This is a genomic window from Bradyrhizobium sp. HKCCYLS2038 (genome assembly GCF_051167655.1).
Classification (GTDB): Bacteria; Pseudomonadota; Alphaproteobacteria; order Rhizobiales; family Xanthobacteraceae; genus Bradyrhizobium.
This window is the reverse complement of sequence record NZ_JBNPTM010000001.1, coordinates 1,381,739-1,404,601: the sequence shown is the minus strand read 5'-3', so window position 1 is coordinate 1,404,601 and position 22,863 is coordinate 1,381,739. Positions and strand designations below refer to the sequence as shown.

The 22,863-nt window shown below is 64.4% G+C and carries 22 protein-coding genes and 4 pseudogenes; 20 read left to right on the top strand and 6 right to left on the bottom strand.

What is annotated here, in order from left to right; all coding sequences use genetic code 11:
* Nucleotide 1: 1 nt before the first annotated feature.
* From ACQR1I_RS06055 to ACQR1I_RS06045, 3 genes are all read right to left on the bottom strand, one after another.
* A complete protein-coding gene (locus tag ACQR1I_RS06055) occupies nucleotides 2-169 on the bottom strand; it encodes a hypothetical protein (RefSeq protein WP_434867537.1) in 168 nt (55 codons plus the stop codon).
* Nucleotides 170-363: 194 nt separating this feature from the next.
* A complete protein-coding gene (locus ACQR1I_RS06050) occupies nucleotides 364-678 on the bottom strand; it encodes a hypothetical protein (protein ID WP_434867538.1) in 315 nt (104 codons plus the stop codon).
* A gap of 86 nt (nucleotides 679-764) precedes the next feature.
* Entirely contained in the window at nucleotides 765-1,715 is a 951-nt protein-coding gene (locus tag ACQR1I_RS06045; RefSeq protein WP_434867539.1) for a sacsin N-terminal ATP-binding-like domain-containing protein, read from the bottom strand.
* A gap of 51 nt (nucleotides 1,716-1,766) precedes the next feature.
* Here ACQR1I_RS06045 and ACQR1I_RS06040 point away from each other — a divergent pair.
* The 4 genes and pseudogenes from ACQR1I_RS06040 to ACQR1I_RS06025 all read left to right on the top strand — a co-directional run.
* Nucleotides 1,767-2,063: pseudogene (locus ACQR1I_RS06040) on the top strand (cytochrome c oxidase subunit 3); the annotation flags it as partial.
* Nucleotides 2,060-2,395: a hypothetical protein gene (locus tag ACQR1I_RS06035; protein ID WP_434867540.1), complete on the top strand. Its 336-nt coding sequence runs from the start codon at nucleotides 2,060-2,062 to the stop codon at nucleotides 2,393-2,395. The pseudogene ACQR1I_RS06040 and the gene ACQR1I_RS06035, both read left to right, overlap by 4 nt.
* Nucleotides 2,383-3,272: pseudogene (locus tag ACQR1I_RS06030) on the top strand (cytochrome c oxidase assembly protein). Before ACQR1I_RS06035 ends, ACQR1I_RS06030 begins: the two are co-directional and overlap by 13 nt.
* Before the next feature lie 61 nt (nucleotides 3,273-3,333).
* Nucleotides 3,334-3,662: pseudogene (locus ACQR1I_RS06025) on the top strand (c-type cytochrome).
* A 6-nt stretch (nucleotides 3,663-3,668) separates the two neighbouring features.
* On the opposite strand, the pseudogene ACQR1I_RS06020 reads toward ACQR1I_RS06025, so the two are convergent.
* Nucleotides 3,669-4,566 (bottom strand): annotated as a pseudogene (locus tag ACQR1I_RS06020) (c-type cytochrome).
* 218 nt (nucleotides 4,567-4,784) lie between these two features.
* Between ACQR1I_RS06020 and ACQR1I_RS06015 the strand changes: the two are divergent.
* The gene (locus ACQR1I_RS06015; RefSeq protein ID WP_434867541.1) at nucleotides 4,785-5,579 is read left to right on the top strand and encodes a Crp/Fnr family transcriptional regulator; all 795 of its coding nucleotides are present in this window, start codon (nucleotides 4,785-4,787) and stop codon (nucleotides 5,577-5,579) included.
* Here ACQR1I_RS06015 and ACQR1I_RS06010 read toward each other — a convergent pair.
* Nucleotides 5,551-6,507, bottom strand: a complete 957-nt coding sequence (locus ACQR1I_RS06010; RefSeq protein ID WP_434867542.1) for a hypothetical protein — start codon at nucleotides 6,505-6,507, stop codon at nucleotides 5,551-5,553. The genes ACQR1I_RS06015 and ACQR1I_RS06010 overlap by 29 nt on opposite strands.
* Nucleotides 6,504-6,779 carry a hypothetical protein gene (locus ACQR1I_RS06005; protein ID WP_434867543.1) on the bottom strand — a complete coding sequence of 92 codons (276 nt, stop codon included), beginning with the start codon at nucleotides 6,777-6,779 and terminating at the stop codon, nucleotides 6,504-6,506. The genes ACQR1I_RS06010 and ACQR1I_RS06005 overlap by 4 nt, the downstream gene beginning before the upstream one ends.
* Before the next feature lie 317 nt (nucleotides 6,780-7,096).
* Between ACQR1I_RS06005 and ACQR1I_RS06000 the strand changes: the two genes are divergently transcribed.
* The 15 genes from ACQR1I_RS06000 to ACQR1I_RS05930 all read left to right on the top strand — a co-directional run bounded on the left by ACQR1I_RS06000 (nucleotide 7,097) and on the right by ACQR1I_RS05930 (nucleotide 22,734).
* A complete protein-coding gene (locus tag ACQR1I_RS06000; protein WP_434867544.1) occupies nucleotides 7,097-8,206 on the top strand; it encodes an inositol-3-phosphate synthase in 1,110 nt (369 codons plus the stop codon).
* A gap of 11 nt (nucleotides 8,207-8,217) precedes the next feature.
* Nucleotides 8,218-8,814, top strand: a complete 597-nt coding sequence (locus ACQR1I_RS05995) for a histidine phosphatase family protein (RefSeq protein ID WP_434867918.1) — start codon at nucleotides 8,218-8,220, stop codon at nucleotides 8,812-8,814.
* Nucleotides 8,811-9,911 (top strand): CgeB family protein, encoded by a 1,101-nt coding sequence (locus ACQR1I_RS05990; RefSeq protein WP_434867545.1) that lies wholly within the window; start codon nucleotides 8,811-8,813, stop codon nucleotides 9,909-9,911. Before ACQR1I_RS05995 ends, ACQR1I_RS05990 begins: the two co-directional genes overlap by 4 nt.
* Nucleotide 9,912: 1 nt before the next feature.
* Complete coding sequence (locus ACQR1I_RS05985; protein ID WP_434867546.1) at nucleotides 9,913-10,713, top strand: nucleotidyltransferase family protein; 801 nt, start codon at nucleotides 9,913-9,915, stop codon at nucleotides 10,711-10,713.
* On the top strand, nucleotides 10,710-11,474 hold the full coding sequence (locus ACQR1I_RS05980) for a TIGR04290 family methyltransferase (protein WP_434867547.1): 765 nt from the start codon (nucleotides 10,710-10,712) through the stop codon (nucleotides 11,472-11,474). Before ACQR1I_RS05985 ends, ACQR1I_RS05980 begins: the two co-directional genes overlap by 4 nt.
* Nucleotides 11,471-12,415, top strand: coding sequence for a beta-xylosidase (locus ACQR1I_RS05975; protein WP_434867548.1), 945 nt, complete (start codon nucleotides 11,471-11,473; stop codon nucleotides 12,413-12,415). The genes ACQR1I_RS05980 and ACQR1I_RS05975 overlap by 4 nt, the downstream gene beginning before the upstream one ends.
* Nucleotides 12,403-13,614 carry a phosphopentomutase gene (locus tag ACQR1I_RS05970; protein WP_434867549.1) on the top strand — a complete coding sequence of 404 codons (1,212 nt, stop codon included), beginning with the start codon at nucleotides 12,403-12,405 and terminating at the stop codon, nucleotides 13,612-13,614. The genes ACQR1I_RS05975 and ACQR1I_RS05970 overlap by 13 nt, the downstream gene beginning before the upstream one ends.
* Nucleotides 13,615-13,747: 133 nt before the next feature.
* The gene (locus ACQR1I_RS05965) at nucleotides 13,748-14,860 is read left to right on the top strand and encodes an NAD-dependent epimerase/dehydratase family protein (protein ID WP_434867550.1); all 1,113 of its coding nucleotides are present in this window, start codon (nucleotides 13,748-13,750) and stop codon (nucleotides 14,858-14,860) included.
* Nucleotides 14,857-15,921 (top strand): NAD-dependent epimerase/dehydratase family protein, encoded by a 1,065-nt coding sequence (locus tag ACQR1I_RS05960; RefSeq protein WP_434867551.1) that lies wholly within the window; start codon nucleotides 14,857-14,859, stop codon nucleotides 15,919-15,921. The genes ACQR1I_RS05965 and ACQR1I_RS05960 overlap by 4 nt, the downstream gene beginning before the upstream one ends.
* Nucleotides 15,918-17,207: a TIGR04295 family B12-binding domain-containing radical SAM protein gene (locus ACQR1I_RS05955; RefSeq protein WP_434867552.1), complete on the top strand. Its 1,290-nt coding sequence runs from the start codon at nucleotides 15,918-15,920 to the stop codon at nucleotides 17,205-17,207. Before ACQR1I_RS05960 ends, ACQR1I_RS05955 begins: the two co-directional genes overlap by 4 nt.
* Complete coding sequence (locus tag ACQR1I_RS05950) at nucleotides 17,204-18,328, top strand: glycosyltransferase family 4 protein (protein ID WP_434867553.1); 1,125 nt, start codon at nucleotides 17,204-17,206, stop codon at nucleotides 18,326-18,328. Before ACQR1I_RS05955 ends, ACQR1I_RS05950 begins: the two co-directional genes overlap by 4 nt.
* Nucleotides 18,325-19,452 (top strand): CgeB family protein, encoded by a 1,128-nt coding sequence (locus ACQR1I_RS05945; protein ID WP_434867554.1) that lies wholly within the window; start codon nucleotides 18,325-18,327, stop codon nucleotides 19,450-19,452. The genes ACQR1I_RS05950 and ACQR1I_RS05945 overlap by 4 nt, the downstream gene beginning before the upstream one ends.
* Nucleotides 19,449-20,537 (top strand): CgeB family protein, encoded by a 1,089-nt coding sequence (locus ACQR1I_RS05940; RefSeq protein ID WP_434867555.1) that lies wholly within the window; start codon nucleotides 19,449-19,451, stop codon nucleotides 20,535-20,537. The genes ACQR1I_RS05945 and ACQR1I_RS05940 overlap by 4 nt, the downstream gene beginning before the upstream one ends.
* A complete protein-coding gene (locus ACQR1I_RS05935) occupies nucleotides 20,534-21,679 on the top strand; it encodes a CgeB family protein (protein WP_434867556.1) in 1,146 nt (381 codons plus the stop codon). Before ACQR1I_RS05940 ends, ACQR1I_RS05935 begins: the two co-directional genes overlap by 4 nt.
* Nucleotides 21,676-22,734 carry a UDP-glucuronic acid decarboxylase family protein gene (locus ACQR1I_RS05930; protein ID WP_434867557.1) on the top strand — a complete coding sequence of 353 codons (1,059 nt, stop codon included), beginning with the start codon at nucleotides 21,676-21,678 and terminating at the stop codon, nucleotides 22,732-22,734. Before ACQR1I_RS05935 ends, ACQR1I_RS05930 begins: the two co-directional genes overlap by 4 nt.
* Nucleotides 22,735-22,863 lie beyond the last annotated feature (129 nt).

The window sequence follows — 22,863 nt, the reverse complement described above, 5'->3', positions numbered from 1 at the left end:
ATTATATCTTGTCGGCGGGGATTTCCGCTTCCTTTGTGTAGCGAGCATTTAGGATAAGTTCGACTTCCTCGGCCTCGCCCAACTCGCGCACGCCGAGGTCGGAAAGAAACTTCTTTTCTTTCTCTTGTTGTGGCTTCGACCTGCCCGACGAATAGATGAGCGCATCCACCGTGGGCAACCCGTCGCCGGTGTGATCGTTTTCAAAAAAGCAATGAGCTGGAACGCCGAACGTGCCGTCGCCAAGCGCACGATCTTCAGGCTCTTGAGACTACGTAGAAGTGCCGACTGGACGGTTTCGTCGTGCAGCAGAGCGTAGAATTGTTGTAGCCATTCTGGTGATTTCCGTTCCAGCCACCGTATGAACTACTCATCTGGTCCCGTCACATAGTAGGGCGCGACGCTGATATACCGCGCGCCCATTGTAGCTTTTTCCTGAAGCGTTTCGATAAGCTTATCGATCCCCCAGTCTCGTATCTCGAGGCCGTCGAGGAAGTTGTCGATACGATTGTTCCTCTGCGTTGCCCCGATAGCCCATAGCGGCGGGTCGTCTTCATAATCCACGAGGAATTCGATGTCGTCCTCGGACAGAAGACCTTTCAGAGATCCCTTAGCCTGGATCAGGCGATTGGCGGAAGCATGACGTCGGTCATGGGTCGGGGTTAGAGGTTTGGATTTCATCTCCTCGATTATCGCGTCCCGGATAGACTGATACCGAGGAGGTATTTGATCTTGTGGGTTTGGCAGGACCGACAGGAATTCGGACGTCAACAAGCCAAGGTCTTGATCTTGTGCAGCGAATGCCCGCAAAGCTCTGCAAGCTGCTTGAACAAAGGCTCGTTCGCTGGCGTCTCCTTAATGCTTGCGCGACTTAATTCCGGGACGAACGGGCCATGAAGGTGGAACAGCAATCCAGAGGTTTCTTTGGCGGCGGTGAAGAACACAGCGACGCGCCCCTGGGGTGCCGGGACGATCTTCATCTGCTCGGCAAGCGGTTTGGCTGAGTCAAACTCGCGCACGCCTGCCAGAAAGCCCATCGGGAATGCGACGGCGACTCGGTATGTCGATAGGCCGGGAACCGACTGATCGAATTTTAGAAAGTGCGAACTCGCCGTCGTTTGGCTTTCGGTTTGTTTCAGAATTTCGAAATGCGAGTCCGAATGCACATGGCGAAGCACCTCGCCCGAGCCGCCATTGTCGATTTTCCATTTGATAACTTGCAGGTTGGACAGAAACAGAAGTGTGGTTTCGTCCAGATCATTGAGGCCCGCCGCAATCTCAGCGCAAGCCTGATCCGGCAGCTTCTTGTCGTTGTCGAAGGGAAACTCAAAACGGGTTCGATTTCCAATGGACGGATCAGGCGCAATCGGCTCCGGGAGGATCATCTCGACGATGCGAAAGGAAAACTCGCCGGACCGAACGATTGGGGATTGCGTGTAGACAAAGACGGATTTGAACCCGACGCCGAACTTTCCGATCCGGTCCAGTATCTTGTCTTTAGTGCTGTTGTGGATGCCTGTGATCGCCGTTACGTCGGCCTCCGTGAATGCACGGCGTCCGTCATGCTCGCAGACGAGACGGTCCTGTTTGAGCGTGAACGTAACCTGCGTTGCGCCTGCATCCTCCGCATTCTGAAGAAGCTCGTAAACGAAGTGAGCGCGATCCGGGTAGAAATCCTCAAAAATATCGAGGTTGACCTCGCCTTTGTTGGCATCCAAGGCGTCGATAAGTTTACGACGCTTCTCGATCAGATCGTCAAGGAAAGCGCAATGTCCGTGCTGGGCGCCGTGCCGCTGATCATCCGCATCTTCGAGTTCGCGGCGCTGAACGTCAAATGGGACACCAATGCCTATGGCTCCGTGGTGTGGACCCTGCTCGGGCTGCACACCACGCACATCATCACTGACCTGATCGACACGCTGGTGCTGACCGCGCTGATGTTCACGCGGCACGGTAACAATCTGCGCCGGTACGGCGACGTCGAGGACAATGCGATGTATTGGAACTTTGTCGTGGCGGCGTGGCTTCCGATCTATGGCTGCATCTACTGGCTGGCGCGCATATGATGGCAACGACGACCACGGCAAAGCTGACGGCCTGGGCCGGCCTTGTGATCGGCGGGCTTGCCTGGACTGTCAACACCCAGCTTGGCGAGATGCTGGCGATCACCGACTGCATCAGTGCGGCGCGCCCCTCGGCCATCGTCTCGGCGGCGCTATTTGCGGTCATCCTCTTTGCGGCCGGGCTGTCATGGTGGCTCGATGGCGAGCCGTCGGCGCGAGCCGACCGGACGCCGCCATTTGCCTCGCAACTGAGCGCGCTGACGGCGCCGCTGTTCGCCTTCGCAGTGTTGCTGCAGGCGATCGCATCGGTGGTTTTGAGCGGATGCGAGCGCTGATTGCCCTGGCGATCGTGCTGCTCGCGTCGACGGGCGCGGCATCGGCGCATGGTGGTGCGCCCGACAGCGACCGCGCGTCCTGGACGTTCGATCCCTGGATCGTCACGCCGCTGCTCGTCAGCTGCGTGCTCTATGTCGTCGGCAGCGCGGCTAGCACGACGCGCGCATCGTCTCCAGGCGGGCCGCGCTGTCGCCTTCTGGGCCGGCTGGCTCACGCTGGCCGCGACGCTCACCCTCACCGCTGCATTGGCTGGGCGAGCACCTTTTCACCTTCCACATGATCGAGCACGAGATCCTGATGGCGATCTCGGCGCCGCTGATCGTCGCCGCGCGTCCGCTCGGAACGATGCTGTGGGCTCTGCCTCGCGAGGCGAGGCGACGGAGCGGCAGCACACTGAACCTTGCGATGCTGCGCCGCGGATGGTCATGGCTCGCGCGCGGCGGCAACGCGACCCTGCTCCACGGCGTCGCCATTTGGGTCTGGCATGTTCCGCCGCTGTTCGACGCTGCGGTCCAGCAGATCGCTCTGCACCGGCTGCAGCATCTGAGCTTCTTCGGCACCGCCGTGCTGTTCTGGTGGGCGGTGCCATGGCGTAGCCAGGCCGGCGCCTCGGCGTGGCACGTCGTGATCACCATGCTGCACACCAGCTTGCTGGGCGCGCTGATGGTACTGGCGCCCCGCGTGATCTATGGCGCGCAGACGGCGACCTCTGTCGCGTGGGGATTGACGCCGCTCGAGGACCAGCAACTTGCCGGGCTGATCATGTGGGTGCCCGCTGGCACCATCTATGCCGGCGCGGCGCTCGCGCTCGTCGTGCTTTGGATCAAGAGGTCGGGTGAGAAAGCGAGGTCGGTCCATGTCCTCCATGCTGTCTAGGCGGGTGCTGATCAGCGCCGCCGTCGTGATCGCGCTTGCCGCCATCGCCGGTCCGACCACGATGGCGTTGTCGCTGCGCCAGCAGAGCGAGCGCGCTGCCCGCGCCATGACTGGCGGCGATCCCGACCATGCCCCCGCGTTGCTGCGGCGCTATGGCTGTGCCGGATGCCATAACCATTGCCGGCATCACGGGTGCGGATGGACAGGTCGGACCGCCGCTCGCCGGCCTGCGCCAGCGGGTCTATATCGGCGGCGTCGCCAACAACTCCGCCGACAATCTGGTGCAATAGATCGTCGCGCCGCAGAGCTTCGCCGCGCACCGCGATGCCGGCCACGGGCATCACCCGGGCGGAGGCTCGCGACGTCGCGGCGTACCTCTACGCGCACTGAGCAAACTCACGGCTTTGGTGTAAGCCGCGCCGGCAACGCCTTGATGTAAGCCGCGATCGCGTCGCGATCCGCTTGCGGCAGCTGCGCGGTGTCGGTCACGACATCGGCCATCGACGAGCCGACGCGGCCATGATCGGGTGTGGTTACCGGATTTCAGCAGCTCGGCGATCTGTTCCTGCGACCAATGCCCGATCCGCGCCGGCGTGATGTTCGGATAGAAGCCGGTGCCGACCGGGTCCTGGCCGCCCGCGAACCGCGTCTTGTCCTTGATGCCGCCGAACAGGTCGCGCGTGGAGTGACATTCGTCGCAATGTCCGAGCGCTTCGACCAAATAGCGGCCGCGATTCCATTGCGGATCGTGCGCCGGATCCGGCTTGATCTCGCCGGGCTTGAAATAGAGCAGCTTCCAGAAGCCCACGAAGCGGCGGATCTGGAACAGTGCATCGAGCTGATGTGGCGGCGCGCGTCCCTGCACCGCCGGCAGGGTGCGCAGATAGGCCAGGAGATCGGCGACATCGCTGAGGCTCATATGCGCATAGGCGGAATAGGGAAATGCCGGATAGTAGTGGCTGCCGTTCGGCGAGACGCCGCTCAGCAGCGCGTTGGCAAGATCCTTCACGGTGGCGCCAATGCCGTCTTCGGGATCGCTGGAAATGTTCGGCGCGCGGAACGTTCCGTAGGGGGATGCCAGCGCGATGCCGCCGCCAAGCCGGAGCCTGTCCGATTGGCCCGGCGAGGCATGACAGGACGCACAGTCTCCGGCGAGAAACACCTGCTCGCCCCGCTTGGGATCCCCCGCCTGATCGTAGAGGCTGGTCGCGTCCGCCGACAGCGCGGGCCTCGGCGCGGTGATCAGCCACGTCCCTGCGAGGCCGGCCAACACCAGGCAAAGAGCCGCCGCCAGCCAGCTCGAGAGCTGCTTCCATCGGCGCGGCAACGCGTTCCACCTCCCACACCTGACGCGAGCGCAAACGCCGACGCGAACTCGATCGTTCCTGCGCGGGGAACACGCACGAACGCCTGCACCTCGAACCATAGGAACTATTCGCCGTGCCGATCTTGAGTTGATTGCAGAAGGAGACTGGGCTCGTCGACGACAAGGGCCCCTGAGGACGAGAGCGGATGCAGGCAGGTTTTGCGTTTACGAAGCTGGTTGACCGCCTGACGAGCCTGTCGGAATTGTCGGTCGACGATCTCGAGCTCCTCAGGCGAATGCCCAGCACGATACGAAGCTTCGCTCCGCACGAGGAGGTCTGGCGCAAGAACGATGAGCCTTCGACCTGCTGCCTGCTTCTCCAGGGCTATCTCTGCTGGAAGGATGTCGATGCGGGCGCTGGCCAGATCACTGCAATCTACGTCCCCGGGGATATTCCGGATCTCTACACGACCATCGTCCCGCAAGTCGCGGGACACCTCTGCGCTCTGACGCCGGTCGTCGCGGCCTTCGTGCCGCACGCCTTCTTTCGTGACGCGCGCGCCCACTCCGAAAGACTGGCGAAGGCGCTCTCGCTATTGATGCTGGCAGATGCGGCGGCGCTGCGAACCTGGCTGACCAATCTGGGGAGCCGGGACTCGCTGAGCCGCGTGGCGCACTTGATCTGCGAAGTCACCATGCGGTTGAGGGCCGTCGGGCTGGGGCAGGAACTGCGTTTCCCGTCGCCGTTCACCCAATCGGATCTTGCGGCGATCTGCGGCATCTCCCCGGTGCATGCCAACCGGACCATCCAGGACCTCCGCCGCCGGGCGCTGCTGCATTGGCATTCGCGAACGATCACGATCATGGATTGGAAGGGGCTGACGCGACTGGCTGGCTTCCGGCCGGACTATCTGATGCTACGCGAACCGCCGACCCTCGAGCCTTACGCGGCGGGGCCGCTGGGCACAGAGTCTACACTGGGTCTTGGCGCGGCGAGCTGATCGCGGCGACCCGGTCGCACAGCGATTGCCTGAGCTCGGCGACGACACCGGTCCAGTCTCCCGGCGATTGCTGGTGAAACAACCGCGTTCGCGGATACCAATAGGTTCGCGTTCCCGCCGCGGGCCAACGCCAGTCGGGGTCTGCGTGCAACATGATCCAGGTTTCGCAACCGAGCGCGCCGGCCAGGTGGGCCACCATGGTATCGACGGTGATGACGAGATCGAGGGCGATCAACGCGTTCGCAAGCACATCGATGTCGGCCGAGCTGATATCTCGGGCGCCGATATCGGCGATCTCCGCCGGAACGAGGTCGGGTTGCAGCGAGAATGCAGCAATGCGCGGGATCAGCAACGTTCGAACCAGGTCGGCGGGCAGCTCCCGCCGCTTGTCCCAATTCCCGACGCGCCACACCAATCCGACCGCGAGGCCGTCATGCGCCGGCAGCGAAACGGGGGAGCCCGCGGGCGTGAGATACGGCCCCCTCATGCCGACATTGTCGCCAGCGACGCGCAGCGCATGCGCGAGCTCCATGATCTCGATATCCACCTCGAAGGCGACATCCGGGGCACCGTCATGCAGAGGAAGCACGCGCCGCACACCCGGCACACGCGCGATCAGCCCGCAAAGCGCCGGCTGGCACCAAACGATCACCTCGCGGGCGACGCGGGCAAGCGCCGGCAGAAACCGAGCAAACTGGATTGTGTCGCCGAGCCCATGATAGCAGCGCACCAGCACGACGCGGCCGCTGAGGTCCTCGCCACGCCAGATCTTCTGTAGGTGACGCGGGCCGTCGTGTTTCGCCGGGCCGGCCGACCGCATCGTGGACAAGTCGCGGTCTGCGATCGTCCAGGCGCGCGCGAAGTCCCGCGCCCGCATCGCGGCGCCCCAGTCGTTCTCGTCCGAACTTTGGCAGCTCGTTTCGCTCACGCGTCGCGGCGGACGAATTTGTGGAAGCGGCTGATCTTCCCGTCCTTGGTGCGGTCCTGATACAGGAACGCGAGCTCGGCGTCGTCGAACTTGCGGAAGAACTCATCCCAATCAATCTCGTCCAGCGACTTTTCCTTCGGCCCGAAGTCGATGCGCAGGATTCCTGCGTGCCCGTCCTCCTCCGTCGACGCGACGGTGGACGGACGGCCGTCGCGCTCTTCGGCCCATTTGCGGATCTTGCCGTGATCGGTGGTGGTTGCGCTCTCGCTCATCGCGGGCCTCCTCACAAGACGGACGAGACTGATCGTGCCTCGCTGCTGCAGTCAAAACGCGAGAGCATCCGATTCGTTCGTAAATCGAGCCATGGCAATGCTGGCTGCCAAGCTTCTTCTTCATCATCCTTGAAGAAGATCGTTCCTGCGTTTCGTTCGCGGAATCTAATCTAGATCAGCCTTTCCAGCCTTTTCGGGCGAAAACGACACGGGCCTAGCACCGTAAGGTGCTCCAACAGGAACGAACATACCCCGGGCACGTTCGCCGACGTACTTAGGTTTCGCTCATGTCGCGCAGCTCCGGAGGACGACACTCGATGCACTCCCGTCTTCAAGACCGACACCGCGTTCGTGTCGGGGTCGTCGGGGTCGGCAATTGCGCCAGCTCCCTCATCCAGGGCCTCAGCTACTATCGTGATGCGAAGTCCAACGAGCCCGTCCCCGGGCTCATGAACGCGGACATCGGCGGCTATCACATCAGCGACGTCGAGATCGCCTCCGCCTTCGACGTGCATGCCGACAAGGTCGGTCGCGATGTGGCCGACGCGATCTGGACAAGGCCGAACAACACCTGTCGCTTCTCACCGGTCGAGGAAACCGGGGTGATCGTCGCGCGCGGGCCGGCGCTCGACGGCATCGGACGCTATCTCGAGGACGACGTGCCGCTGGCGCAGGGGCCGGAAGCGGACGTGACCGATGTCCTGAGGCGCACGCGCACGGACATCGTCGTCTCCTATCTGCCCGTCGGCGCACAGAAAGCGACGGAGTACTATGCCGCTCGTGCCATCGAGGCCGGTTGCGGCTTCGTCAACTGCATTCCGGTCTTCATTGCATCCGATCCGTCCTGGCGCAAACGCTTCGAGGATGCGGGTCTTCCCATCGTCGGCGACGACATCAAGAGTCAGGTCGGCGCCACCATCGTTCACCGCCTGTTGGCCAATCTGTTCCGCGAGCGCGGAGTCCGGCTCGACCGCACCTATCAGCTCAACGTCGGGGGCAACACCGACTTCAAGAACATGCTGGAACGCGAGCGGCTGAGCTCCAAGAAGATCTCCAAGACGCAGGCGGTCACCAGCCAGTTCGACGTGCCGCTGCCTGCCGACGATGTTCACGTCGGTCCGAGCGATCACGTGCCGTGGCTTACCGACCGCAAGCTCGCCTACATCCGCCTTGAAGGAACGACCTTCGGCGGCGTGCCGTTGAGCGCCGAGCTGAAGCTCGAGGTGTGGGACTCGCCGAACTCCGCAGGCGTGGTCATCGACGCCGTTCGCTGCGCCAAGCTGGCGATGGACCGCGGCGTCGGCGGGGCGCTGACCGGCCCATCCAGCTATTTCATGAAATCGCCGCCCAGGCAGTTCACCGACGAGGAGGCCCGACGCCGAACGCGCGCCTTCATTGACGACATGCCGCTCGACGACGCTTGCTGAAGGCCCCGATGATGACCACCACGATTCACCTGATCCGGCATGGGCATCATCCCTTGCTCGGCCGTAACCTTTGCGGCCGCATGGCCGGCGTCGCGCTCGATGACCAGGGGCGCCGCGACACCAAGATCTGTGCTAGGCTGATCGATCCCGCTCCGTCGCTGATCCAGTCGAGCCCACAACTGCGCGCGCTGCAGACAGCCGAACTCATCGCGCACCAGTACGGGCTATCAGTCGAGATCGCGCCGGCCTTGGACGAGCTGGATGTCGGTGATTGGACCGGCCGCAGCTTTGCCGAGCTCGACACCGACCCGGCGTGGCAGCGATGGAACGTCAAACGTGGTTCGTCGACGCCGCCCCATGGAGAGAGCATGGCCGCGGTGCAGCAGCGGATGATGTCACACGTCGCACAACTCTGCCGGACGCAGGGCAACGCCTGCATCGTGCTCGTCAGCCATGCGGAGCCGATCCGGGCCGTCATCATGCAGCTCGCGAGGATCGCCCTCGATGACTTCGTATCTGTCGACGTCGCGCCCGCCAGCATCAGCACGCTGGTCGCGGATTCCACCGGCCTGAAGCTGATCCAGGCCAACATGCAGGTGCCGGCGTGAAGATCGTCATTTTCGGGCTGACGATCTCGTCGTCCTGGGGCAATGGTCATGCCACGCTATGGCGTGGTCTGTGCAAGAACCTGATCCGGGCCGGCCACAGCGTCGTGTTCTTTGAGCGCGACGTGCCCTACTATGCCGACAACCGCGACATGGCCGAGCTCGCAGGCGGTCATCTGATTCTCTATCGTGCCTGGCAGGACGTCGCGCGGCAGGCCGCCGCGGCCTTGGTCGACGGGGATGTCGCAATCCTGACGTCCTATTGCCCGGATGGACATGACGCCACCAATTTGATCCTCGACAGCCGCTGCGAATTGAAGGTGTTCTACGACCTCGATACGCCGGTCACGCTCGAGCGACTGCGAAGCGGCGAGGCGCTCTCCTATATCGGCCCGCGCGGACTCGCCGATTTCGACCTCGTGCTCAGCTTCACCGGCGGGCCGCGTCTGGTCGACGAATACCGCAGCCGGCTCGGGGCGCGCGCGATCGCGCCGCTTTACGGCCATGTCGATCCCGACGTGCATCGGCCAGTCGCACCGCAGCCGCAGTATCGGGCCGCGATGTCCTATCTCGGGACGTATTCGGCCGATCGCCAGGCTGTACTCCAAGACTTGTTCGTCGAGCCGGCGCGGGGTCGTCGCGACCTGCGCTTCCTGATCGGCGGCGCGCAATATCCGCAGGATTTTCCCTGGTCGTCGAACATCTACTTCGTGCGCCATTTGCCGCCGGCGGAGCACGCCGCTTTCTTCGCCTCGTCGCGATTGACCCTGAATGTCACGCGTCGCGCGATGGCCGAGATGGGCTGGTGTCCCTCGGGACGGCTGTTTGAAGCGGCGGCCTGCGGCGTGCCCCTGCTCAGTGACACCTGGAACGGCATCGCAAATTTCTTCGCGCCTGATGAGGAGATCATCCTGGCCGGTCGTTCCGAGGATACGCTTGCCGCGTTCGCCCGGGACGATGGGGAGCTGGCGCGCATGGCCGCGCGCGCCCGGCAGCGCGTGCTGGACGAACACAGCTCGCAGACGCGCGCGAACGAGATGATCGGTCTGTTCGAACGGGCGATCCGGCACGCGCCGACACCAACGACACAGGAGGCCTGACATGTGGGGCATCGTGCCAGCCGCCGGCCGCGGGAGCCGCATTCAGCCGCTGGCGTTTTCCAAGGAGTTGCTTCCGGTCGGCAGCCGCAGCGACGGCGACGTCGAGCGGCCATGCGCCGTGTCGGAATATCTCGTCGAGCGGCTGATCCTCGGCGGCGCCGACAAGATCTGCTTCGTCATCTCGCCGGGAAAATCGGACATCCTCGAATATTTCGGCGATCGTTACGGCGGCGCGCGCCTCGCTTATGTCGTCCAACCCGAGGCCGCAGGCCTGTGCGATGCCGTGTTCCGCGCCTCGACCGTGATCGGCGACCACCAGGACGTGCTGGTCGGGCTGCCGGATACGGTGTGGTTTCCGAAGGCGGCGCTCGCCCGCCTGCCCGCTGCCGATCTGTCGTTCCTGCTGTTCCCGGTCGAGCATCCCGAATTCTTCGACGCAGTCGTGCTGGACGGCGACGCCGTCAAGGAGATCCAGGTCAAGCAGCGCGACGCCACCTCGAACTGGATCTGGGGCGCCTTTCGCATGTCGGCGCGAGGCTTCCATGACCTCAACACCCTGTGGGAGGCTCGTAGCCGCAGCGACGAGTACTTCGGCACGCTGGTGAACAGCTATCTCGCCGCCGGAGGCGCGGGTATCGGCGTCAAGGCCGGCGAGGCCTATGTCGATGTGGGAACGATCCACGGCTACCGCACGGCGATCGCGTTGCTCGCGGCCTCGCAGGATGGCCGAGAGCCGCGTCCCATGCTGCGCGCGGCCGCCGGAGTGGGCGTCCCCGCGCCTCTCCCGGGAGGACGCGCATGACCAGCGCCCTGCTGTCCCGAGACGAGATTCGCCGCCGCGTCGATGCACTGGGCCCGTGGTTTCACAACCTCAACCTGAACGGCGTCGCGACGGCGCCGACGCACTTCCTGGGCGATTATCCCAACGTGAAGTGGCGACGCTTCGCCGACGTCATTCCGGATGATCTCACCGGAAAGTCCGTGCTCGATATCGGCTGCAACGCGGGCTTCTATGCCATTGAGATGAAGCGGCGCGGCGCCGATCGCGTGCTCGGCCTGGACACGGACGACGACTATCTGGCACAGGCGCGCTTTGCTGCCGACGTCAACGGGCTCGACATCGAGTTTCGAAAGCTCTCGACCTACGATGTCGGGCAGCTCGGCGAGACCTTCGATCTCGTGATCTTCATGGGCGTGTTCTATCACCTGCGCCATCCGCTTCTGGCGCTCGACCTCATCCGCGAGCACGTCGTCGACGATCAGCTGTTGTTCCAGTCGATGCAGCGTGGCTCATCGGAGGTCGACGAGATCGCCCGCAACTATGATTTCTGGACGACCAGTCCGTTCGACAGCCCGAGCTATCCCAGGATGCATTTCATCGAGCACAGCTATGCCGATGATCCCACGAACTGGTGGGCGCCGAACCGTGCCTGCGTCGAGGCCATGCTGCGCAGCGCCGGCTTCGCGATCGTCGCGCATCCCGAAGCCGAGGTCTATCTGTGCCGCAAGGCGCCGCGACCCCAACAGGACGGTCCGGTCTATCCGGCGCGAGGTGTGCGATGATCGAGGCTGCCAAGATCTGGAACGAGCCGAACAACAAGTCGCACTGGGACCTACAGCTCGATCCCGACTGGGCGCGCTTCGCCGAGACCGCGATCGCAGCCGGAAAGGCGATCCGCTCGGCGCACGCGACGTTGCCGCGGGTGCTCGGCGGCATCTCGCCGATTGATCCCGCCTTCATCAACAACATGAAGGCGCGCGGCGTGCTGGATCACGTCGACGCCGTCGCAGTGCACGGCTTTCCACTGGATTGGAATCTCTGGAAGATCGACGAATGGCCAGCCAAGCTGGCCGAGATCCAGGCGCTCGTCTCCGTGCCGGTCTGGGTCACCGAGGTCGGGGTATCCTCGTTCGGCGCCGACGAGGTCCAGGCCTGGGGCTTACAGCGCACTGCCGAGCTGCTCAACGGGCGCGCGCCGCGCGTCCACTGGTACAGTCTTTACGATCTGCCGATGGCCTGGGAGGCGACGACCCGGCACAAGGAGGCCGAAGGCTCGTCCTACTATCGGCATTTCCACATGGGTCTCCTGCGCGAGGATGGCGCGCCCAAGCTGGCCGCAGAGCTGTTTCCGGAGCATGCCCACGGCATGGGCCTGTGCCAATGGTTTCATTTCGAGGACCATCGCCTGAACGACGCCGTGCTGTGGCTGCGCCGGCTCGGCGTCCGTCGCGTCCGCACCGGGCTGTCCTGGGCCGACAGCTTCCGTCCCAACGCGCTCGACTGGTTCGATCGCCAGATGGAGGCGCTGGCGGAGTTCGACGTCACCGTCACGTTCTGCTTCACGCCAGAGCATCGCGGCCTTGCCGCGCACCACACCAGCCCGCCGCTCGACGCCAACGAGTTCGCCGACTTCTGCGCCAGCATGATCATGCGCTATTGCGCACGGACAGGCTCTGCGGCCGCTACGTCCGACCTGCGGGAGCCATTGCCATGCGTGCCTTGATCCTCGTGTTGGATTCCGTGGGCATCGGCGGCGCCCCCGATGCAGCCGACTACGGCGATGCCGGCGCCGACACCGTCGGCCATATCGCCGAGGCCTGTGCAGACGGCCGCGCGGACACCGACCTGCGCGAGGGCCCGTTACGGCTCCCTTATCTGGTGACGCTCGGCCTCGGCGAGGCCTGCGAGCTCGCGACCGGCCGGCGTCCGCCCGGTCTTCATGGCCCGGCGAGCGCCGGCGCGGCGTTCGGTTGTGCCAGCGAACGATCGCGCGGCAAGGACACGCCGTCGGGACATTGGGAAATCGCTGGCGTTCCCGTGCCGTTCGAATGGGGCTACTTTCCGCGGACCGTTCCTGCCTTTCCCCCGGAGCTCATTCGGCAGCTGTGCGCGACGGCGGAGCTGCCCGGCGTGCTCGGTGATCGTCACGCCTCCGGCACCGAGATCATCGCCGAGCTGGGCGAGATGCATATGCAAACCGGACAGCCGATCTGCTACACGTCAGGGGACTCGGTGTTCCAGATCGCGGCCCACGAAGAGACCTTCGGCCTGGACCGGCTCTATCGCCTTTGCGAGGTGGCGCGGCTCCTGGTGGATCCTATCAACATCGGACGTGTGATCGCCCGGCCCTTTGTCGGCGACACCGCCACCACATTCCGCCGCACCGCGCATCGCCGCGACTACGCCGTTCCTCCGCCGGAGGCGACCATTCTCGATGTCGCGACCGCGGAAGGACGGCCGGTCGTGTCGATCGGCAAGATCGACGATATCTTCGCGCATCGCGGCACCGGCAGGAACCTGAGAGGCGACGGCAATGATGCGCTGTTCACGCGCACTCTCGAAGGTCTCGACGCCCTCGGCGACGGCGGCCTGCTGTTCGCCAACTTCGTGGACTTCGATACGCTCTACGGTCATCGTCGCGATGTCGCCGGTTACACACACGCCCTCGAAGCCTTTGACGCGCGTTTGCCGGAGCTGCTGGGCCGGCTCGGCAATGACGACCTCCTTGTCCTGACCGCCGATCACGGCTGCGATCCGACCTGGAGCGGAAGCGATCATACGCGCGAGCGCGTGCCGATCCTGATCGCGAACGGCGCCAGCGCCGGACCTATCGGTGGTCGCGCGAGTTTCGCCGATATAGGCGCGACCGTCGCACGCCATCTTCAGCTTGCCCCAGGGCACCACGGCGCCCCCTTCTGGTGAACCACACCTACATGTGGGTTATTGATCCAGATTAGGGAAATTATTGTTTGTACGTGGCGGAGGAACGAACATTCCTTGCGCTGCTTCTCACCTTCAGAAGTTCATTCACGACGCCGCGACGGAGTAGCCCTGCATGACACGTGTCCTTATCACCGGAGGCGCAGGATTCATCGGCTCGCACACGGCCGACGCACTGATCTCCGCAGGCCACGAGGTCCGGCTGCTCGATTCGCTCTCTCCCCAGGTGCACGGCGCGCAGGGTCAACGCCCCTCCTACCTAAACGCTGACGCCGAACTGATGGTCGGCGACGTCACGGATGCCGTGCTGGTCGAGCGGGCGCTGCGCGGCGTCGACAAGGTGCTCCATCTGGCCTCCAGCGTCGGCGTCGGCCAGAGCATGTACGACATCGAGCCCTATGTCCGCACCAATGAGCTCGGGACCGCTGTGCTGCTGCAGGCTCTGGCCAATCGCCCAGTGGCGCGGCTGGTGGTCGCGTCGTCCATGAGCGTCTATGGCGAGGGCGCCTGCCGGACCACGGATGGCGCAACGGTCGCGCCGGACGAGCGTGCGCTCGCGCAGCTCAGGCGCGGCGACTGGGAGCTTGCCGACTCAGAGGATCGCCCGCTCGAGCCGATCCCGACGCCGGAGACCAAGCAGCCGACGCTGAGCTCGATCTACGCGCTGAACAAATATGCCCAGGAACGGATGTCCCTGATCACTGGTAAGGCGTATGGCATCCCCACCCTGGCGCTGCGTTTCTTCAACGTGTTCGGACCCCGCCAGGCGCTCTCCAATCCATACACCGGCGTGCTCGCGATCTTCGCAGCCCGACTCCTCAACGATCGTCCGCCGCTCGTCTTCGAGGACGGCCTGCAGCGCCGCGACTTCGTCCACGTCCATGACGTCGCACGCGCCTGCGTGCTCGCGCTCGACGGCGACCAGTCCGATGACGTTCTCAACGTCGGCTCCGGACAGAGCCGCACGATCGTCTCCGTCGCGGAAGATCTCGCCCGCGTCATGGGCCGGTCGCAGATGACGCCATCGATCACCGGCAAGTACCGCGCGGGAGACATCCGGCACTGCTTCGCCGACATCACCAAGAGCGAGCGCCTGCTCGGCTTCAGGCCGCAGGTCCGCTTCGAGGATGGGCTTTCCGATCTGGCGGGCTATCTCGCTGGCCAGATCGCCGAGGACCGAGCTGAGAAGGCCACCGATGAGCTGTTGCGTCGTGGACTTGTAGCATGACGGATCTGACCTCCTCCTCCGCCCCCATTGTGATCACCGGCGGCTGCGGCTTCATCGGCTGCAATCTCGCGGACCGGCTCGCCACGCGCGGCGACAACGTCCTGATCCTGGACAGCCTGATCCGCGCCGGCGTGCGTGAGAATGCGCAATGGCTGAAATCCAGGCACGGCGATCGGATCACGATCGTGGTCGGCGACATCAGGGATCCCATCGCCGTCATAGACAGCATCAAGCCGGCGAAGGCCGTGCTGCACCTCGCCGCGCAGGTCGCGGTGACGTCGAGCCTCGACAGTCCGATGGACGATTTCGAGATCAATGCCCGCGGCACGCTGAACGTGCTCGAGGCCGTTCGGCTTCACAACCCGTCAGCCGCCATGCTGTTCGCGTCGACGAACAAGGTGTACGGCCGCCTGATCGGCAACGACGAGATCGTCCGCAACGGCCAGCGCTATCAGCCAATCGATCCAGCCTTGAGGCAAGGCGTCTCGGAGGCCGCGCCCCTCGATCTCTACAGTCCATATGGCTGCTCGAAGGGCTCCGCCGATCAATATGTCCACGACTATTCCAGGGTTTACGGCCTGAAGACGGCAGTGCTGCGGATGAGCTGCATCTACGGGCCGCGCCAGTTCGGCACGGAGGATCAGGGCTGGATCGCGCATTTCGTGCTCTCCACCTTGCGTGGCACGCCGTTGACGATCTATGGCGACGGCTGTCAAGTCCGGGACGCGCTCTACGTGGCCGATGCGGTCGACGCCTGGCTCGCAGTGCTCAACGGGATCGAGGCAGCGCAAGGCCGAGTCTTCAATCTCGGCGGCGGCCCCTCGAACGCGATCAGCCTGCTGGAGCTGATCGATATGATCACGCCGTTGGCCGGCTCGCCCTCCTTCAGCTTCGCGGATTGGCGTCCGGGCGATCAGCCTTGGTACGTCTCGGATATCACCGAGCTGAACCGCGCCACCAGTTGGCAGCCAAGGACCGCATTCGCTGACGGTCTGGGTGGCCTGCACGCCTGGTTGACGGGGCGATTTGCCCAAGCCTCCGGCCGGGAGGCGCTGGCATGACCCGCGTCGCCCTCATCAATCCGAACTGGACGTTCGATGGCAGCATCTATTTCGGCTGCCGCAGCCCGCATCTGCCCCTCGAGCTCGGAATCTCCGAGCACCTGCTGCGCGAGGCGGAGCACGCGACGCTGCTGCTCGACGCGCACATGTTCGACCTGACGCCGTCCGATATTCGGGCCGAGCTCGTGACGTTCCGCCCCGACATGATCGTGCTGACCACGGCCCCTACCTATCTATTCTGGCGCTGTGCCCCGCCGGAGTTGCGGGTGCCGCAGGAGCTGGTGTCGACCTTGCGCGAGAGCGGAGCAACCCTCATCGCCGTCGGCCCGCACGGCTCGACCACGCCGCGGGCCACCTTGCGAAAGCTCGGTGTCGACATCGTCGTCATGGGCGAATGTGAACAGGCCGTGAGACGGCTGGCCGATGGCGAGCGCGATTTCCGCGGTCTCTGCTTTGCAGATGCCCACGGCGCGATCCGCATCCATGGCGGACCGCTGGCCGCCAGCTTCATCGACCAGCCGGCGCTGCAATGGCCGGCCGAAATGATCCACCGGCATGAGCACCACCATCATCGCTTCGAGGCCAAGCCGGTCGGGCCGGGTGCCGAGGTCGAGGCATCGCGCGGCTGTCCGTATCACTGCACGTTCTGCGCAAAGGACAATTTCCGCAACGCCTACCGCAAGCGCCCGGCTGCCGTGATCCTCGACGAGATCGATGCTCTGCTGGCGCAGGAGGTCGAGTATGTCTATTTCGTCGACGAGATCTTCCTGCCCAATCCCGAGCTGCTGCAGGGGCTCGTGGGCAGCGGCCTCAAATTCGGTGTGCAGACCAGGATCGACCTGTGGAAGCCCGAGATGCTGGCTCTGCTCGGGCGCGCAGGCTGCGTGTCGATCGAGGCTGGCATCGAGAGCCTGTCGCCTGAGGGCCGCGCCGCACTGGCCAAGAACTGCCGCATGACCACCGAACAGCTCGCTGAGCGCCTGGTCGAAGCGCGGCGGCATGTTCCGTTCGTGCAGGCCAATCTGATCGAAATGCCGCAGGATGACGATCCGGTCGTACAGCGCTGGCGCCAGCGCATGCAGGATGCCGGCGTCTGGGCCAACGATCCCGTGCCGCTGTACCCGTATCCGGGATCGCCGGACTATCAGAAGCTATGGGGCACGCCCGACGACCAGGCGTGGGAGCGGGCTCATGCCCACTACTTGACGCTCTTCAGCCAGTTCAGCGACGTTCAGAACGAGTGTCCGGTGCCGCTGGCCGCGCTCGAGATTCAGGTTACGCCATGAGCACGGTGCGACGCCAGCGCGTGCTGATGACCACCGACACCGTGGGGGGCGTGTGGAGATACGCGACCAGCCTAGCGCCCGCGCTGGGCATCCTTGGCATCGAGGTTTATCTGGTCACGCTGGGGCGCCGGATGAGCTCCGATCAGCGCGCGGACATCGCCGGAAGTGGCATCCGAGTGATCGAAACCGATCTGGCCCTGGAATGGCAGGATCCGGATGGGCGTAACGTCGATCAAGCAAGGCGCGTGCTGCATGCCATCGCATGCGACGTGGAGCCCGATGTCGTCCATCTCAACAGCTTCCGCGAGGCGACGTTCGATTGGGAAGCGCCGGTCCTCGTAGTGGCCCACTCCTGCGTGGGATCGTGGGGGCTGGTTTGCAATGAGACGGGCTTCCTGCAGGAGCCACAATGGCTGTGCTACAGCGCACTTGTGACCGAGGGATTGCGGCGTGCCGCCGCCTGGGTCGCGCCAAGCAGTGCCTTCGGCGAGGTCGTGAGCCGGCTCTATGATCCGCCACACCCGGGGAGGCTGATCTGGAACGGCATCGTCTCACCCGACGACATTCCGGCGGACAAACGGATGGTCGTCCTCGCGGCCGGACGGATGTGGGACAAAGCCAAGAACCTGCGCGCACTCGTCGGGGTCGCGGCCGGAGGTCCCTGTCCGATCCATGTTGCAGGATCCGGCTCGGACCAGGACGGCCTGCCGCGCGATCTGCATGCCCTGGGCGAGCTTGCCCATGCCGAGCTGCAGCAGTGGATGAGCCACGCCGCGATCTTCGTGAGCCCGGCGCTGTACGAGCCATTCGGCATGTCGGTGCTGGAGGCCGCCGCCGCCGGCTGCGCGCTGGTGCTGTCGGACATTCCGACGTTTCGCGAACTCTGGCAGGATGCGGCCGTCTTCGTGCCCCCCGGTGACATCGGCGCGCTCAAGAGCACCCTGAACTGGCTCATCGCCGATCAGACCGCGCGGAGCGTGCTGCAGGAGGCTGCACGCCAAAGGTCCCTCCGCTATTCGCTCCGCCGGACAGCGAAGGCTTACGCCGATGTCTACAGCGAGCTGCTGGCTACGGCGTCGCCGGATTCCCACTCCAACATCCTCGCCGAGGCGTTTGCATGAAGTGTGTGCTGTTCTACCATGCGTTCTCGTCGTGCTGGAACAATGGCAATGCGCATTTCCTGCGCGGTGTCACGCGCGAGCTTCATGCCGTCGGACATGAGGTGATCGTTTATGAGCCGGCTGAAGGCTGGAGCCGTCTCAACGCGGTCAATGACGGTGGCGAGGCAAGTCTGCGCGAGTTGCCCCAGCTTTTTCAGGGCGTCGACGTCAAGCATTACGACGGCACGCTCGACCTGCCCCGTGCGCTCGACGGCGCCGATCTGGTCGTGGTGCACGAGTGGAACCCGCCGGATCTGGTCAAGGCGATCGGCCGTCACCGCATCGCCGGTGGCCGCTACGCCCTGTTGTTCCACGATACGCATCATCGCGCCGTCACGGCGCCGGACGAGCTCGCGCGCTTCGATCTCGCCGGCTATGACGGCGTGCTCGCCTTTGGCGAGGTGCTGCGCCAGATCTATCTGAAGCTCGGGTGGACCCGACGCGCATTCACGTGGCACGAGGCCGCGGACACCGCCCTGTACCGTCCGTTGCCTGACGTCACTCCGCAACACGACCTCGTCTGGGTCGGCAATTGGGGCGACAACGAGCGCAGCGCCGAGTTGCGCGAATATCTCATCGACCCAATCGCCGCGCTTCGGCTCGATGCAACGATCTATGGCGTGCGATATCCGGACGACGCGCTGTCGGCGATGCAGCGGGCGGGCATCCGATACGGCGGCTGGCTGCCGGCGCATCGCGTCCCCGAAGCGTTCGCTGCAGCCCGCGCCACGGTGCATGTCCCCCGCGCGCCCTATGCGCAATCGCTGCCGGGCATTCCTACCATCCGCATGTTCGAGGCGATGGCTTGCGGCATTCCGATTGTCTCGGCCCCCTGGAGCGATGTCGAGAGTCTGTTCCCCGACGGCACCTATCTGCGAGCGACCAGCGGCGATGACATGCGGCGCGAGCTGCGAAGACTATCGAGTGATCCGGAGCTGGCCGGAGCCATCGCCGACAAGGCGCGCCGCACGGTGCTGGCGCGTCACACCTGCCGCCATCGCGCGCAGCAATTGCTCGACATCGTGGGGCCGCTGAGCAGCGGCGAGACTCGGATGTCGACCGCATTCGAAAGGGCCGCCTCATGAACATCTGCTTTTTCGGCTCCAGCCTCGTCTCCTCCTACTGGAACGGTGCCGCGACCTATTACCGCGGCATGCTGAAGGAGATCGCCAAGCTCGGTCACGACATCACCTTCTACGAGCCGGACGCCTTCAAGCGGCAGGCCCATCGCGATATCGCAGATCCGCCATGGGCACGCGTCGTCGTTTATCCGGCGACACCGGACGGCTGGCAACGCGCGCTCGACGACGCGGTCCGATCGGCGGATCTTCTGATCAAGGCTAGTGGCGTCGGCGTGTTCGATGCCGAACTCGAAGACGCCATATCGGCCATCGAAGGTCGTGCGCTGCGGTTCTACTGGGACGTCGACGCGCCAGCCACCCTGGATGCGATCGCGGCCGATCCCCGCCATCATCTCCGCCGTGCCGTCCCGCGCTACGATGCGGTCCTGACCTACGGCGGTGGCGATCCGGTCGTGACGACCTATCGCGACGTCGGCGCGCGCGATTGCGTGCCGATCTACAATGCGCTCGATCCAGACACCCATCATCCGGCAGCGGCCCGCGCGGATTTCGACTCCGAGCTCAATCTGCTCGCCAACCGCCTGCCCGACCGTGAGGCCCGCATCGAACGTTTCTTCATCGACGCTGCCAGCCGGCTGCCGGGGAAACGCTTCGTGCTCGGCGGCTCCGGCTGGCACGACAAGGCGATGCCGGCGAATATTCGTGCCGTCGGCCATGTCGGCACCGCCGATCACAACGCCTTCTTCGGCTCGGCGCGCGCGACGTTGAACGTCAACCGCGACAGCATGGCGGCTTACGGCTTCTCGCCGCCGACCCGCGTCTTCGAGGCGGCGGGCGCGGCCGCCTGCCTCATCACGGACCAATGGGAGGGGATCGAGCTCTTCCTCGAACCCGACCACGAGATCCTGGTGGCTCCCGATGGTGCTGCCGTTGCAGCGCATCTCGATACGCTCTCTCCCGCGCGCGCACGCGCCATTGGTGAACGCGGCCGCGCGCGCGTCATGGCGCATCACACCTATCGTCACCGCGCGCGACAATTCCACGCCCTGCTTCAAGGCAGAAGCCCCCGTATCGAGGCTGCAGAATGAAACTCAACATCGTCGTCATCGGATTGTCGGTCACTTCGTCCTGGGGCAACGGTCACGCCACCACCTACCGCGCGCTGCTCGCGGCGCTGGCGAGTCGCGGCCACAGCGTGACATTCCTGGAGCGCGACGTGCCGTGGTACCGCGATCATCGCGACCTGACCGATCCCCGCGACTGGCGCATCCATCTCTACAAGGAGCTTCCGGAGCTGCCGCGCAGGTTCGGCGCGCTGATCCGCGATGCCGACCTCGTCATCATCGGGTCCTACGTGCCGGACGGCATCGCCATCGCCGACTGGATGACCTCGCATGCCCAGGGCGTCACGGCATTTTACGACATCGACACTCCGGTTACGCTCGCCGGTCTCGAGGATGGTCACGGCTTGTCGTATCTGTCGGCGTCGATGATTCCCCGCTTCGATCTTTATCTCTCGTTCTCCGGCGGGCCAGCGTTAGCCATGGTCGAGGATCTCTACGGCAGTCCGATGGCGCGCGTGCTCTACTGCAGCGCCGACACTGAGCTGTATCAACCGCGCGACGTTCCCAATCGTTGGTCGCTCGGCTATCTCGGCACCTACAGCGCTGACCGTCAGCCCCAGCTCGAGAACCTGCTGCTCGCGCCGGCGCGCGCCACGCCTGATGCGCGTTTCGCCATCGCCGGAGCGCAATATCCGGACGACATCGTCTGGCCTGCCAATGTCGATCGGATCACACACCTCCCGCCGCACCAACATGCCGATTTTTTTGCCGCCCAGCACTTCACACTGAACGTCACCCGCGCCGACATGCGTAACCTCGGCTTTTCGCCGAGCGTCCGGCTGTTCGAAGCCGCGGCCTGCGCCGCGCCGGTGCTCTCCGATGCCTGGCCCGGTCTGGAGACGATCTTCACGCCAAACAAGGAAATCCTTGTGGTGTCCTCGCCGCGGGAGGTTACGACGATCCTGCGCGAGATGCCGGAGGACACCCGTCGGGCGATAGGCGACCGAGCCCGCCGCCGCGTGCTGCGTGATCACACCCCCGATCACCGGGCGCGGCAGCTCGAAGACTATCACCGCGAGGCGCTTGCCCGCCGCGCGCGGATCGCGCGGCGCTCCGCCGTCTCTGCGACCTCTGATGCCATCGAACTCAAGCTGGGACTGTCATGACCATTCGTTCCACGATTTCATCCCGTCCACCGCACCGAACGCTCGTCGCCGGCGGCGCAGGCTTCATCGGCTCACACATCTGCGATACGTTGCTGCGACGTGGCGATACCGTGATCTGTGTCGACAATCTGCACACCGGCTCGCAGCGCAACATCCGCCCCCTGCTCAATCATCCCAATTTCAGCTTCCTTGCCCACGACGTGCGCGATCCGCTGGAGATCGAGGGACAGCTTGACCGCATCTACAATCTGGCCTGTCCGGCGTCGCCGCCGCACTATCAGCAGGATCCGCTCGGCACGATGAAGACCTGCGTGCTCGGGATGCTCAATCTGCTGGAGCTAGCACGCGATAAGTCCGCGCGCATCCTGCAGGCTTCGACCAGTGAAGTCTATGGCGACCCCGAGATCCATCCGCAACCGGAGAGCTATGTCGGTCACGTCAACACCATCGGACCGCGCGCCTGCTATGATGAAGGCAAGCGTGCTGCGGAAACCTTGATGTTCGACGCGCACCGCACGCACGGGCTGGAGATCAAGGTTGCCCGCATTTTCAACACTTATGGCCCACGCATGCACGAGAACGACGGCCGGGTGGTCTCGAACTTCATCGTGCAGGCGCTCCGTGGCGCGCCGATCACGATCTACGGATCCGGCAGCCAGACGCGCAGCTTCTGCTTCGTCGACGATCTCGTTCGGGGACTGGAAAAACTGATGGAAAGTCCTGCGGAAGTGACGGGTCCGGTGAATCTCGGCAATCCGCATGAGATGACCATCGAGGCGATCGCCCGGGAGGTGCTGACATGCACCCGCTCGGCCTCCACCCTGGAATTCAAGCCGCTCCCGGTCGATGATCCCAAGCGGCGCAAACCAGTGATTTCAACCGCGGAGCAGCTGCTGGATTGGCGTCCGCGGGTTGCCCTCCGAGAAGGGCTGGAATCGACCATCGCCTATTTTGCCCTCGAGGTTGCCGGCCGTGAGCCGTCCGCAGACAGCCAATCCGTCGCAGGAGCGCGGCGAGTACGCTCTGTAAGGCTCACACTGGCGGGATCCGACTGAAATGCTTTTCGCGCTATCATGTCGGGCAACGCAAGAGTTGCCCTCTCCGACAACATTCTTGCTCAAGAATGTAGAGTGCGCGTTTGGAGCGTAAAGGGGAAGACATCTCGGAACAAATAGCAAACAGCC